Origin of the sequence: Neorhizobium sp. LjRoot104 (assembly GCF_964253725.1) — a bacterium.
Classification (GTDB): domain Bacteria; phylum Pseudomonadota; class Alphaproteobacteria; order Rhizobiales; family Rhizobiaceae; genus Neorhizobium.
The window spans coordinates 881,514-894,154 of sequence record NZ_CAXURS020000001.1 but is presented as its reverse complement, the minus strand read 5'-3'; the positions used below and the strand labels follow the sequence as shown (position 1 = coordinate 894,154).

At 63.1% G+C, this 12,641-nt stretch carries 11 protein-coding genes; 9 read left to right on the top strand and 2 right to left on the bottom strand.

All coding sequences use genetic code 11. The features are described from left to right. Positions 1 to 14 precede the first annotated feature (14 nt). Complete coding sequence (locus ACSQ8R_RS04545) at positions 15 to 551, top strand: TadE/TadG family type IV pilus assembly protein (protein ID WP_436252290.1); 537 nt, start codon at positions 15 to 17, stop codon at positions 549 to 551. Positions 552 to 701: 150 nt separating this feature from the next. Beyond that, entirely contained in the window at positions 702 to 1,553 is an 852-nt protein-coding gene (locus ACSQ8R_RS04540) for a polysaccharide deacetylase family protein (protein WP_436252289.1), read from the top strand. A gap of 18 nt (positions 1,554 to 1,571) precedes the next feature. On the opposite strand, the gene ACSQ8R_RS04535 is transcribed toward ACSQ8R_RS04540, so the two are convergent. Both ACSQ8R_RS04535 and ACSQ8R_RS04530 read right to left on the bottom strand, forming a co-directional pair. Then, complete coding sequence (locus ACSQ8R_RS04535) at positions 1,572 to 2,021, bottom strand: DNA polymerase III subunit chi (RefSeq protein WP_436255379.1); 450 nt, start codon at positions 2,019 to 2,021, stop codon at positions 1,572 to 1,574. Between the two features lie 45 nt (positions 2,022 to 2,066). After that, positions 2,067 to 3,560 carry a leucyl aminopeptidase gene (locus tag ACSQ8R_RS04530; protein ID WP_436252288.1) on the bottom strand — a complete coding sequence of 498 codons (1,494 nt, stop codon included), beginning with the start codon at positions 3,558 to 3,560 and terminating at the stop codon, positions 2,067 to 2,069. Positions 3,561 to 4,059: 499 nt separating this feature from the next. On the opposite strand from ACSQ8R_RS04530, the gene ACSQ8R_RS04525 reads away from it, so the two are divergent. From ACSQ8R_RS04525 to rsmA, 7 genes are all read left to right on the top strand, one after another. After that, positions 4,060 to 4,851 (top strand): phosphatase PAP2 family protein, encoded by a 792-nt coding sequence (locus tag ACSQ8R_RS04525; RefSeq protein WP_436252287.1) that lies wholly within the window; start codon positions 4,060 to 4,062, stop codon positions 4,849 to 4,851. Between the two features lie 114 nt (positions 4,852 to 4,965). Next, positions 4,966 to 6,141: an LPS export ABC transporter permease LptF gene (gene lptF, locus ACSQ8R_RS04520; RefSeq protein ID WP_436252286.1), complete on the top strand. Its 1,176-nt coding sequence runs from the start codon at positions 4,966 to 4,968 to the stop codon at positions 6,139 to 6,141. After that, a complete protein-coding gene (gene lptG, locus ACSQ8R_RS04515; protein ID WP_436252285.1) occupies positions 6,138 to 7,226 on the top strand; it encodes an LPS export ABC transporter permease LptG in 1,089 nt (362 codons plus the stop codon). Before lptF ends, lptG begins: the two co-directional genes overlap by 4 nt. Continuing rightward, positions 7,226 to 9,553 carry an LPS-assembly protein LptD gene (locus tag ACSQ8R_RS04510; protein ID WP_436252284.1) on the top strand — a complete coding sequence of 776 codons (2,328 nt, stop codon included), beginning with the start codon at positions 7,226 to 7,228 and terminating at the stop codon, positions 9,551 to 9,553. Before lptG ends, ACSQ8R_RS04510 begins: the two co-directional genes overlap by 1 nt. 132 nt (positions 9,554 to 9,685) lie before the next feature. Continuing rightward, positions 9,686 to 10,630: a peptidylprolyl isomerase gene (locus ACSQ8R_RS04505; RefSeq protein WP_436252283.1), complete on the top strand. Its 945-nt coding sequence runs from the start codon at positions 9,686 to 9,688 to the stop codon at positions 10,628 to 10,630. Positions 10,631 to 10,673: 43 nt separating this feature from the next. Next, positions 10,674 to 11,690, top strand: coding sequence for a 4-hydroxythreonine-4-phosphate dehydrogenase PdxA (pdxA, locus tag ACSQ8R_RS04500; RefSeq protein ID WP_436252282.1), 1,017 nt, complete (start codon positions 10,674 to 10,676; stop codon positions 11,688 to 11,690). Then, positions 11,690 to 12,523, top strand: coding sequence for a 16S rRNA (adenine(1518)-N(6)/adenine(1519)-N(6))-dimethyltransferase RsmA (rsmA, locus tag ACSQ8R_RS04495; RefSeq protein WP_436252281.1), 834 nt, complete (start codon positions 11,690 to 11,692; stop codon positions 12,521 to 12,523). The genes pdxA and rsmA overlap by 1 nt, the downstream gene beginning before the upstream one ends. Positions 12,524 to 12,641: the final 118 nt, after the last annotated feature.

The window sequence follows — 12,641 nt, the reverse complement described above, 5'->3', positions numbered from 1 at the left end:
GGCTTGGAAGAAGCATGCGGGCCCTGCTCGCCGACCGCAAAGGCCAGTCCGGCATCGAATTCACCCTGCTCCTGCCGGTGATGGCCCTGCTGTTCGCGGGCACCGTCGATCTCGGCGAAGGCCTGATGGTGAAGCGGAAGATCAACCAGATCGCGGAAGTGGCAAGCGACATCGTCTCCCAGGAAACGAGCTGGAGCACCAGCGAACTCAACACCCTTCTCCGGGGGGCTGCCTCCATTCTCATTCCCTTCGACAGCAGCGCGCTCGCAATCCAGGTGGCCGTCGTCGACTTCAATGCCGTGGGCGCAGCCAAGGTCAACTGGTCGACCGCCTATCAAACCAACGCGCAGGTCTCCGGAGACCCGCCCCCTTTCGAAATCCCCTCCGACCTGATCGAAACCGACGTGCAGCTCGTCGTCGTGCAGGTGGACTATGCGATGACGACGCCTTTCACCTCCTTGTTTTCCACCATTACCGGCTCGGGCGAGTACAGTTTTGTCGGCAGGGCGATCTCCCGCCCGCGCGTGGGCGACAAAGTCACCAGAAAGTAGGTCAGATCTGCCCTGTGGCGGACGCGGTCGTCGTGGCGCTATTCCGCACGTTGCATGCGGTGACCGACGCTTCATAACCAGCCATTAACCATAATCGGCGAATGTGACGACGATTCAACTTCTTAGTCACTTTTTAGCCGAGTCGCTCCCATGTTTGTCCGCGTCCTTTGTGTCGCCGCCGCCGTCGCGTGCCTTCTTTCCTCCTGCGCTGGTCGCAGCCAGACCGAGAGCGGCTCGCTTGCAACTTCATTTGCGCCCGCCAAGGCGCTTTCTGCCGCCAATTCGCCCAAAAAGGCAGAGGCGGATTCGCCGGTCGCGCTGACGCCGGTCGCCTGGGGTCGTTTCAACAAACCCGGCAGCCTTTCCGGCCGCACCCTCACCGCCTCGTCGCTTTCCGACCTGAAGCTCGCCGACAAGGAGGTCGTGCTGACCTTCGACGACGGTCCGATGCCGAAAAAGACGGAGAAGATCCTCTCCATCCTCGACGAATACGACGTCAAGGCGACCTTCCTGATGGTCGGACAGATGGCCAAGGCTCATCCGGAAATCGCCCGCAAGGTGGTCGATGCCGGTCACACGATCGGCAGCCATACCTATCGCCATGCGGACCTGCAGAACCTCTCCTTCGACGCGGCCGTGGCCGAGATCGAAAAGGGGCGCGACGCGGTGACCAGCGTCACCCACGAGGATGCCGGCTTCTTCCGCTTCCCCTATCTCGCCGACACCAGGCGCCTGCGCCAGTGGGTCGCCTCAAACAGCATGGTGGTGCTGGACGTCCAGGTCGATTCGAAGGATTATTTCGGCGTCTCGCCGGCTGCCGTCGCAACCCGGACGATGAATTCGCTACGCGCCCACGGCAAGGGCATCATCCTGCTGCACGACATCCATGCCCGCACCGCGGCCATGCTGCCGGCGCTGCTGACGCAGCTGAGCGCCGAAGGCTACAAGGTTGTTCGCCTGCGGCACAGCAATTCGTCGATGATGATGGCCTGGCTGAACTGAGAGGCAGAATGCGCAGGGTCAGGCTTTCTTGACCCAGCGCCCCTCTTCCGACTGCTGCCAATAGGTCAGCGCATGGCCCTCGCCCTTCAGCTTCTTCCACTGGGCGCGGGCATTGTCGAGCTGGACCGTATCGTAGCCGTCGAACATGAAGACGATCCGGTCATAGTCTGCAATCGGCGGCGGCTCGGCACCGTCCACCAGAAAACGAACCGTCGCACCATTGCCGTTTTCGGCAGCCGATGTCAGCAGCACCGGCTGTGCCTCGGCCATCGGCGAGGCGTCGGTGCCATGCGGCAGGAAACTGTCCTCGCGAAAGGTCCAGAGATGCGCGTCGAGGAAATCCCGGCGCACATCGCCGCTCGTCTGCACCGCCACCTTCCAGCCGCGCTCGACGCTCTTTTCGAGCAGTGCCGGCAGCGCCTCCTCGAGCTTCGATTCGGTCAGATGGTAGAACAGGACTTCGGTCATCACGGTTGAGAACCCATATTTCGTCGAACCGACAAATGTGGGTTCTCAACCCACCTCGTAATGCGCCCGCACGAGTTCGTCCAGCAGCCGGACGCCGTAACCAGATCCCCAGGACTGGTTGATCTCGCTCGACGGGGAGTTCATCGCGGTGCCGGCAATGTCGAGATGCGCCCAGGGCGTTTCGCCGACGAAGCGCTTCAGGAGCTGCGCCGCGGTGATCGAGCCTGCATTGCGGCCGCCGGTATTCTTCATGTCGGCGAATTTCGAATCGATCAGCTTGTCGTATTCCTTACCGAGCGGCATGCGCCACAGGCGCTCGCCGGTCACCTCGCCGACGCCGGTCAACTGGCCGGCCAGCGTGTCGTCGTTGGAGAAAAGGCCAGCCTGGAGATTGCCGAGCGCCACCAGGATCGCACCGGTCAGGGTCGCCAGATTGATCATGAAACGCGGCTTGAAGCGATCGTTGCAATAGTGAAGCGCATCGGCAAGCACGAGGCGGCCTTCCGCATCGGTATTGATGATCTCGATCGTCTGGCCCGACATGGTGGTGACGATGTCGCCGGGCCGCTGGGCATTGCCGTCCGGCATGTTCTCGACGAGGCCGAGGATGCCGATCGCGTTGACCTTGGCCTTGCGGGCGCCAAGCGTATGCATGAGCCCGATGACGGCAGCCGCGCCGCCCATGTCGCCCTTCATGTCCTCCATGCCGGCGCCCGGCTTGATGGAAATGCCGCCGGTATCGAAAACGACGCCCTTGCCGATGAAGGCGACCGGCGCGTCCTTCGGCTTGCCGCCCTTCCATTGCATGACGGCGAGCCGCGGCGGCCTGACCGACCCCTGCGCCACGCCGAGAAGCGCGCCCATGCCGAGCTTCTTCATCTCTTTTTCGGTGAGGATTTCCACCTCGACGCCGAGTTTTTCGAGCTCCTTTGCCCGATCCGCGAATTCGACGGGGCCGAGAACGTTCGGCGGCAGGTTGACGAGTTCGCGGGCCAGAAGCACGCCACCGGCGATCGCTTCGGATTCGGCGAAGGCCTTCCTGGCGGCCGCGTGCTCGGCGGTGACGATCGTCACCTTCACGGTCTTCGGCGCCTTTTCCTCGTCGTCGCCCTTCTTCGTCTTGTAGGTGTCGAAGCTGTAGGCGCGCAGAAGCATGCCAAGCGCAAAGCCGTCGAGTTGCGGGGCACCGACCGCAAGGCCGGGAACATCGGCGAAGATCACCACCTTGGTCATCGACTTGACCGAGGATGCCGCGATGCCGCCCGCCTTCAGCCAGTCATAGGCGGTCAGGCTCTCGGCCTTGCCGAGGCCCAGCACGACCAGCCGGTCGGCGGGAGATCCCTGCGGCGCGATAATGTCCAGCGTCGACATCGGCTTGCCGGAAAACTTCGCGATTTCCGCCGCCCGGGTCACGATGCCGGCAGGGTCGGCATCGGCAGCACCTGCCGCCGGCCCGTCGCCGGCAAGCTTCAGCTGGATGGCAAGGCCGCCGTCGATCTTGGCGGACTTGGCGAAGGAGATATCGAATTTCACGGACATTGCGACTCCAGAAGGCTTTCGAAGAGGAAACGACGATCATCCCCGTTTCGGCCGCAAGCGCAAGGGCGAGAAGTCACAACCGCGTCACCCGGGGACGCCACCTGCCCCGGCGCGGCAAAAAGCCCGATTTCGGGCGCGGACATTCGCTTCTATCGGCAGACGGCTCTGTTCAAATTCCGCGCGCCATGCTCTAGAGCGTTTCCTTGTTAGATTGAAGCATTCTGCCGGAGCAGGTTTTCGTTGGGGCAAAGGCGATTGGCGCAGGACATACCTAATGGTACGTCCAAGCCGATTGCCTTTGATCCCGGCGGAGAGATGCCCGGCCCTTCGGGTTGGCTGAACCGGGCCGCCTGATCGACCGGCTGGCTCGGCCGTAGGGCTGGCTACGACCTGCGCCAGCCGGTCGACCATTCGACTCCGCTTGAGCCAACAGAATGCTTCAATCTAACAAGGAAACGCTCTAGGGTCGCGCCGCCCGACGACCAACGGATCAGTTCGCATGACCTCGCCTTCCCAAACCGTCTCCGAATGGCTTGCCGCCACGCGGCGCTTCTTCGCCCGGCCGAAGGGATGGTTCATCGTGCTGATGGCGCTCTGGTGGGTGCTGCTGGCGGTCTTCTATCTGATGCCCCAGATCGATCTTGCCGTGGCGCGCGCCTTCTTCGCCCAGGCCACCTGCGGCAACGCCATCGAACAGGGCCGCGTCTGCGGCAGTTTCCCCTATGGGACTGAGACCCTTTTCATTCTGATCCGGCGCATCCTCTTCTACCTGCCGGCGCTGGTCGCGGTCTTCATACTCTACCGGCTGATCGCCAACCTGCAGCACCACGGCACGACCTATAGTCCCCGCAAGACGCGGGACTATTCCATCGCCCTGATTTCCTTCCTGATCGGCCCCTATGTGCTGGTCAACCTGATCCTGAAGCAGGTTTCCAACCGGCCCCGCCCCTATGAGACCGACTTTTTCGGCGGCAAGGACGTGTTCACGCCAGCCGGCGATTTCGGCGGCGCCTGCGTCGGCAACTGTTCCTTCATTTCCGGCGAGGCGGCGGGCGCCGGATGGCTGGCCTGCCTCATCGTCCTCATGCCGAAACCGCTGCGCGCGGTGCTCGGCCCGCCGCTGATCGCCATCTCGCTGATCTCGCCGGCGCTCAGGACCTCGTTCGGCGGCCATTACTTTTCGGACGTGACGCTCGGCTGGCTGTCGTCGCTGGTGATCTATGCGGGGGTGGCCGCGTGTTTCGAAATGTCACAGCGGAGAAGAAAACGGAATTCGCAAACAAATTTGTGACGCGGGCCCTGTCGCAATGCTGATATCAATCGCTTAGATAGGCGCGACCGTCATCTCGGGGAAATCAATCGTCACTATCCCCCGGGTGACGTTGTGCAGGGTATCTAGGCCGGAATGAAGCTTCTCGAAGTCTACATATTGCGCCGGATTTTTCAGATGTTCCTGGTGACGCTCCTGCCGGTGCTCACCATCATCTGGACCATCCAGGTGCTGGGACGCATCAACCTGGTCACCGATACCGGCCAGTCGATGGGCTCGTTCGCGACTCTCGCCACCTTCATCCTGCCCACCATCATTCCCGTCGTGCTGCCCTTCGCGCTGGTCATCGGCATCACCCAGACGCTGACGGCGATGAACAACGATTCGGAACTGCCGGTCATCGACGCGGCCGGCGCGTCGCGCAGCATCATCTACCGGCCGGTGCTGGTTCTCGGCCTCGCGCTCAGCCTGTTCTCCTTCCTGGTGACGAATTTTGTCGAGCCGCCTTCCCGCGTCGCCGCCCGCCAGATGGTCGCCGCCGCCTACGCCGACCTGCTCTCCTCGGTGATCGAGGAAAAGACCTTCCGCAGCATCGAGCCGGGGCTCTACGTGCAGATCTCGGAGCGCCATTCCGGCCGCGTGCTCAAGGGCCTGTTCGTCGTCGACTATCGCGACCCGAATTTCGATCTCATCTATTACGCCCGCGAGGGATCGATCGACGAAAGCGGCACGTCGCTCACCATGCGCGACGGCGAGGTCCACCGCAAATCCGCCGACGGGCGCATTTCGATCATCAAGTTCGTCTCCTATGCCTTCGATCTGTCGGCGATGGCGAAGGCGGAAGGCGGCCTGCCGCAATATTCGACCGACCGCAGCCTCGCCTTCCTGCTGAACCCGGATCCGAACGACCCGGTCTACCAGAAGTCGCCGGACGCCTACCGGTCGGAACTGCACAGGCGCCTGTCCGACTGGCTTTTCCCGATCACCTTCGCGCTGATCTCGCTGGTGATTGCCGGCAGCACGCGCTCGCACCGGCAGACCCGGGTCCATCCGATGGTGTTTGCGCTTTTCCTCGCCTTCGGCGTACGCTGGCTCGGGTTCTCGGCCACCAACATGGTCGAGCGCCATCCGCTCTACACCCCGCTCCCCTACGCGGTGCCGATCGTCTTCTCGCTGATCGCGATCTTCATGCTTGCCACCAACCGGCAGTTCTCGGCGCCGCGCTTCATCGCTCGCGGCATGTCGCGCCTGGCCAGCAGCGTGCAGCGACGCATACCCGCTTCGCGGACTTCGGGTGGAGGCACGGCATGATCTTCACGACGCTCGGCCGGTATTTCTTCCGCCGTTATATCATCACAGCGCTCTGGTTCCTGCTCGGCGTCGGCGCCATCATCTTCCTCGCCGACTTCAGCGAAACCAGCCGTCGCATGTCGGGCTTCAACGGCTACACGGTCTCGGCCGGCCTGGCGATGACCGCAATGCGCGTACCGCTCATCCTGCAGCAGACCATCCCGACGCTCAGCCTGTTCATCGGCATGACGGTGCTGATCGCACTCAACCGCCGCTACGAACTGGTGGTGACACGTGCCGCCGGCATTTCCGTCTGGCAGTTCATCTCGCCCTTCGTCGTCGGAGCGTTTCTGATCGGGCTCGCCACCTTGCTTGTGATCAATCCGCTCGCCGCCTGGGGCCAGCGCGAATCCGCTTCCATGGAGGCCAGCTGGCGCGAAGCGAGCAACCGCTCCAGGGCATCCGCCTTCATTCCCTGGATCCGCCAGATCAGCGGCGACGACGATACGGTCATCGGCGCCAAGAGCTATCAGGAGAAGGGAACGCTGCTTGTCGACGTGGTGGCTTTCCAGTTCGACAAGGATGGCCGCGTGATCCTGCGGCAGGATGCCAAGACGGCAAAATTGGAAGATGGTTACTGGCTGCTTAACGAGGTTCTGGAAAACCGGCCGGGCGAAATTCCGGTGCGTCGCGAGACAGCACAGGTTCGCACCAACTTGAAGCGGGAATATATCCAGGAGAGCCTGGCGCAGCCTGATACTGTTGCGTTTTTTGATCTTTCCAGAAAAATCGAGGTCAGCAAATCTTTCGGCATTCCCACAAAGGCGCTCGAGACGCAGTACCACTCGCTGCTCTCCCTGCCGATCCTGCTCGTGGCCATGACTCTCATTGCTGCAACAGTCTCATTAAAATTCAGTCGGTTCGCCCAGTCCCGCTCCGTGATTCTGGGTGGAATAGTTTCTGGCTTCGTGCTTTATGTCGTCACGGTGCTTGTGAAGGCATTCGGGAGCAGCGGGGCAATTCCTCCTTTCGTGGCGGTCTGGATTCCAGTGATCGTCGCGACGGCACTGGGGACGACAATTCTGCTTCATCAGGAGGATGGCTAGTGGCGGTAAGTGACCGCAAACATATAAGACGGCTCGCCGCCGCCCTGCTGACAGGTGTGTCTGTATGCGTATTCGGCGTATCCGCAACGGTTGTGCAGGCGCAGGGTCTGGTGCCTCAGGCAGCGGACGGCGCCAAGATGCTGCTACGCGCCAATGAGCTCGTCTATAATCAGGACGCCGAAGTAGTCACCGCGACCGGTGGCGTGCAGATCTATTACAACCGCTACAAGATGGTGGCGCAGCGCGTCCAGTACGACCAGAAGAGCGGCCGTGTCATGGCGACCGGCAATATCGAGCTGATCGAGCCGGGCGGCAGCCGCGTCTATGCCGAACAGCTGGACGTCACCGACAGCTTCGGCGAAGGTTTCATCAACGCGCTCCGCGTCGAGACCACCGACAATACCCGCCTTGCCGCGGAGAGCGCCGAGCGCCAGCCTGGCGACCTGATGGTGCTCAACAATACCGTCTATACCGCCTGCCTTCCCTGCGCCCAGACGCCGGGCAAGGCTCCGCTCTGGCAGGTCAAGGCACAGCGGGTGGTCCGCAATGGCCAGACCCATACGATTCGGCTTGAAAACGCCCAGTTCGAGCTGTTCGGCCTGCCGATCGGTCGCCTGCCTTTTGCGATCGAAGTGCCGGACGAAACGGTCGAGCGCAAGTCAGGCCTTCTGTTCCCGCAATACAGTGCGAGCGACAACCTCGGCTTCGGCGTGACCGTGCCCTACTATCACGTGTTCTCGCCGAGCATGGACGCGACGCTCAGCCCTACCTATTACTCGAATCAGGGGCTGCTGCTTCAGGGCGAGATCCGCAACAAGTTCGAGACCGGCGAACACACGTTCCGCTTCGCCGGGATCCACCAGAACGATCCGGAAGCCTTCGATCCGAATACCAGCGACCGGGCTGCGGACAACCGCTTCATGGCCGCCTCCAAGGGCGAGTTCAAGATCAATCCGCGCTGGACGTTCGGCTGGAACGTCATGACCCAGAGCGACAACAACTTTTCGCGGACCTACAAGCTGACGGGCGTCGGAGGCGGCACGTTCACCAACGACGTCTATCTCACCGGGCTGGGGACGCGGAACTATTTCGACCTGCACAACTATTATTTCAACATCCAGGACGACACCTACAGCAACACGGCGGAACAGAAGCAGGCGATCGTCTACCCTTCGCTCGACTACACCTATTACGCGCCGGAACCGATCCTCGGCGGCGAGCTTTCGGTCACCTCCAACATTACCAACCTGTCCCGTCGCGAAGACGACTGGTACAGGGATGGCACGACCAATCGCTTCCCGGGTCTTGAAGGCAGCTACAGCCGCCTGACCGTGGAAGCCGAATGGAAGCGCACCTTCAATACGCTCGACGGCCTGCTGCTGACGCCGATCCTCGCCGCCCGCGGCGACGGCATCCGCCATACCGGTTCCGGCACGCCGGGGCCCTATTTCGGCGACATGGAGACTGAAGGCGCCAACGGCCGTTACATGCTCACGGCCGGCCTCGAAGCCCGTTACCCGATCCTGCTGACCACCGAAAACAGCAGCCATATCATCGAGCCGATTGCGCAGATCTTCGCGCGCCCCGACGAGCAGATGGCCGGCGGATTGCCGAACGAGGATGCGCAGAGCTTCGTCTTCGACGCCACCAGCCTGTTCGAGCGCGACAAGTTCTCGGGCTTCGACCGTGTCGAAGGCGGCACACGCGCCAATGTCGGCATGCGTTATACCGGCACCTTCGCCAACGGCATCGGCGTGCGCGGCATCGTCGGTCAGTCCTATCACCTTGCCGGCCAGAACTCGTTCGCGACCGAGGACCTGGTCCAGGCCGGGGCCAATTCCGGGCTCGAAACGCGCCGATCCGACTATGTCGCGATGGCAGCCCTCGATCTGCCGCAGGGCTTTACAATCGGGGCAAACGCCCGCTTCGACGAAAAGACGTTCGCGGTCAAGCGCACCGATGCCTCGCTTGGCTACACGACGCCTCGGGTGAGCGGCACGCTGGTCTACACGCAGGTCGATGCTCAGCCGGAATATGGTTCGGACGATGCGCAAGACGTGCTGAAGCACACGATGAGCTTCCGGATCAACGAAAACTGGGCGCTTGCCGGCACGGCAACCTGGGATCTCGCGGACAAGGAACTGGTCCGGCGCGGCATCGGCATCAGCTACGCGGACGAGTGCACGATCTTCACGGTTGCCTATTCGGACAAGCCGTCGGACACGGCCGCCAACGACTGGACCGTCAGCGCACGCCTGAGCTTCCGCACGCTCGGCGATATCAGTGTCGGCTCGACCGAGGGTTTCGATCAGGACTACCGCTACTGACGTAGCGGGACCTCCGATCGGCTGACTGTCATCGTTTCGCCGCAAGAATTGTGCAAACGGTCGCAAATAGAGTATGAAATGCGAGGCCGGTCGGGCTCAAGTGCCCACCGGGGCGGGAAAGGGATTGGTATCATGTTCGCAATGACCGCAACGCGCAAGCTGGTGCTGGCCGCGGCCGCTTTGGCCGCCTCGGTCGTTATCCAGCCCGCCGTGCAGCAGGCGCAGGCTGCAAGCGAAGTCGCAGCCGTCGTCAACAGGACGGCGATCACCAGCACCGACGTCAGCAGGCGCGTCGCTTTCCTGCGCCTTCAGCGCCAGAAGGCAGACGCCAAGGCGGCGCGCGAGGCGCTGGTGGATGAGGCCCTGAAGCGCCAGGAAATTTCCCGCGTGAAGATGTCGGTCAGCACCGAGGACGTCGACAAGGCCTTCGAGCGGTTTGCTGCCGGCAACAAGCTCAGCGTGGCGCAGATGAGCCAGATCCTCGACAAAGCCGGCGTCGGCGTCGAGCATTTCAAGAATTACATCGCCGTGCAGATGAGCTGGCCGCGACTGGTCAACGCCCGCTACGGCGGTTCGCGCGGCCGCATGTCGAGCCAGGAACTCGTCACGCGCATGATGGAAAACAAGGAAAAGCCGGTTACCACCGAATATTTCCTGCAGCAGGTGATCTTCGTCGTGCCGCCGGCCAAGCGCAACGCCATCATGGCCAAGCGCCAGAAGGAAGCGAACGCCGCGCGCTCCAAATTCCCCGGCTGCGAGCAGTCGAAGGATTTCGCCGCGACCATGCTGGACGTGTCGATCCGCGACCTCGGCCGCGTTCTAGCCCCCGAACTGCCGGCCGACTGGAAGCCGCTGATCGAAAAGACAGCCGACGGCGGCACGACCGGCACCCGCGTCACCGAGCGCGGCGTCGAATTCCTGGCCATCTGCAAACAGCGCCAGGTGTCGGACGATCTCGCGGCGGAAGTCGTGTTCCGCGCCGAGGATCTCGGCAAGGAGAAGAAGGGCGCTCCCGACCCCAACGACAAGAAATATCTCGACGACCTGCGCAGCAAGGCCCAGATCGAGTACCGCTAAGACTATCGCTGACCTCGACATTTAAGTCATTTTCGGAGCCGCAATGCCTCTCGACCGTCCGCTCGCGTTGACCCAGGGCGATCCTGCCGGCATCGGCCCCGATATCACGCTTGTCGCCTGGGCCGCGCGCCAAAAATACGACCTGCCGCCTTTCCTCTTCCTCGGCGATCCGGCCGTGCTCAAGGCACGTGCCGTGATGCTCGGCCTCGACGTGCCGATCCGGGAGGCGGATAGCGAAAGCGCGATGTCGATCTTCGACGACGCCCTGCCCGTGCTGCCGATTGCCGCCGGCGCGGAGATCGCCGCCGGTCAACCGCATGTGGCGACCGCCAGGGCGACGATCGAGGCGATCGAGACCGCCGTTTCACTCTCGCTCGGAGGCAGGGCCGCCGGCACGGTCACCAATCCGATCGCCAAATCCATTCTCTACCAGGCCGGCTTCGGCTTTCCCGGCCACACGGAATTCCTCGCCGACCTCGCCGAGCGCGCGACAGGCAAGAAGGTCCTGCCGGTGATGATGCTGGCGGGGCCGAAACTCCGGGCCATTCCGGTCACCATCCATATCCCGATCAAGGACGTCCCGGCGGCCCTCACCGAGGACCTGATCGCCGAGACCTGCCGCATCGCCCATCACGACCTGAAAACCCGCTTCGGCATCGACAGGCCGCGGCTCGCCGTCGCCGGCCTCAACCCGCATGCGGGCGAGGACGGGGCGATCGGCCGCGAGGACCAGGACATCATCCATCCGGCGATCTTCAAGCTGCGCGCCGAGGGCCTGCACGTGTTCGGGCCGCTGCCGGCCGACACGATGTTTCACGACGAGGCGCGCGCCCGCTACGACGTGGCGATCTGCATGTATCACGACCAGGCGCTGATCCCCGCCAAGGCGCTCGGTTTCGACACCTCCGTCAACGTCACGCTCGGCCTGCCCTTCATCCGCACCTCGCCGGACCACGGCACGGCATTCGGCATTGCAGGCCAGGGTGTGGCCCGCGAAACGAGCCTGGTCGAGGCGATCAAGCTCGCCGGCAATCTCGCATCGAAATCGAAAGCCGCCTGATGGCCACTCTGGACGGCTTGCCGCCTCTGCGGGACGTGATCCAGCGTCACGGGCTCGATGCCAAGAAGGCGCTCGGTCAGAACTTCCTCCTCGACCTCAACCTCACCCAGAAGATCGCCCGCAGCGCCGGGCCGCTCGGCGATGCGACCGTCTTCGAGGTCGGTCCCGGCCCGGGTGGCCTCACCCGCGCTATCCTGTCGCTCGGCGCCAAGAAGGTGATCGCCGTCGAGCGCGACAGCCGCTGTCTTCCAGCCCTTGCGGAGATCGGAGAGCATTATCCCGGCCGCCTTGAGGTGATCGAGGGCGATGCGCTGAAGACCGATTTTGCCGCGCTGGCGCCTGAAGGCCCCGTAAAAATCATCGCCAACCTGCCCTACAATGTCGGCACCCAGCTGCTCATCAACTGGCTGCTGCCCGCACCGGACCAGTGGCCGCCCTTCTGGGAAAGCCTGACGCTGATGTTCCAGAAGGAAGTCGGCCAAAGGATCGTCGCAGACCAGGACGACGACCACTACGGCCGCCTCGGCGTACTCGCCGGCTGGCGCACCGACGCGCATATGGTCTTCGACGTGCCGCCACAGGCGTTCTCGCCACCGCCGAAAGTGACCTCGACGGTGGTGCACCTGACGCCCCGCCAAAATCCCCTGCCCTGCGACGTCAGCAAGCTGGAACGCGTCACCCACGCCGCCTTCGGCCAGCGCCGCAAGATGTTGCGCCAGAGCGTCAAGTCGCTCGGCGGCGAAGCCCTGCTTGTGAAGGCCGGCATCGACCCGGCACGGCGGGCGGAGACGCTGTCGGTGGAGGAGTTCGTGCGGTTGGCGAACTGTTTGTGAGCTGCGGCCAAGACTGCTTTTAGCCCGAAGTTGCCATTGCAGGATTGAGTTGGGTTCGTCTGAGATGGTGGGCGGACAGTCTGGTTTGAAGGATCGCCAACCGATAAGCTGCCGTCCG

What these genes read in the sequence shown, in the direction of transcription:
- ACSQ8R_RS04545 (WP_436252290.1), top strand. Translation starts at nt 15, where the DNA reads ATGCGGGCCCTGCTCGCCGACCGCAAAGGCCAGTCCGGCATCGAATTC.
- ACSQ8R_RS04540 (WP_436252289.1), top strand. Translation starts at nt 702, where the DNA reads ATGTTTGTCCGCGTCCTTTGTGTCGCCGCCGCCGTCGCGTGCCTTCTT.
- ACSQ8R_RS04535 (WP_436255379.1), bottom strand. Translation starts at nt 2,021, where the DNA reads ATGACCGAAGTCCTGTTCTACCATCTGACCGAATCGAAGCTCGAGGAG.
- ACSQ8R_RS04530 (WP_436252288.1), bottom strand. Translation starts at nt 3,560, where the DNA reads ATGTCCGTGAAATTCGATATCTCCTTCGCCAAGTCCGCCAAGATCGAC.
- ACSQ8R_RS04525 (WP_436252287.1), top strand. Translation starts at nt 4,060, where the DNA reads ATGACCTCGCCTTCCCAAACCGTCTCCGAATGGCTTGCCGCCACGCGG.
- lptF (WP_436252286.1), top strand. Translation starts at nt 4,966, where the DNA reads ATGAAGCTTCTCGAAGTCTACATATTGCGCCGGATTTTTCAGATGTTC.
- lptG (WP_436252285.1), top strand. Translation starts at nt 6,138, where the DNA reads ATGATCTTCACGACGCTCGGCCGGTATTTCTTCCGCCGTTATATCATC.
- ACSQ8R_RS04505 (WP_436252283.1), top strand. Translation starts at nt 9,686, where the DNA reads ATGTTCGCAATGACCGCAACGCGCAAGCTGGTGCTGGCCGCGGCCGCT.
- pdxA (WP_436252282.1), top strand. Translation starts at nt 10,674, where the DNA reads ATGCCTCTCGACCGTCCGCTCGCGTTGACCCAGGGCGATCCTGCCGGC.
- rsmA (WP_436252281.1), top strand. Translation starts at nt 11,690, where the DNA reads ATGGCCACTCTGGACGGCTTGCCGCCTCTGCGGGACGTGATCCAGCGT.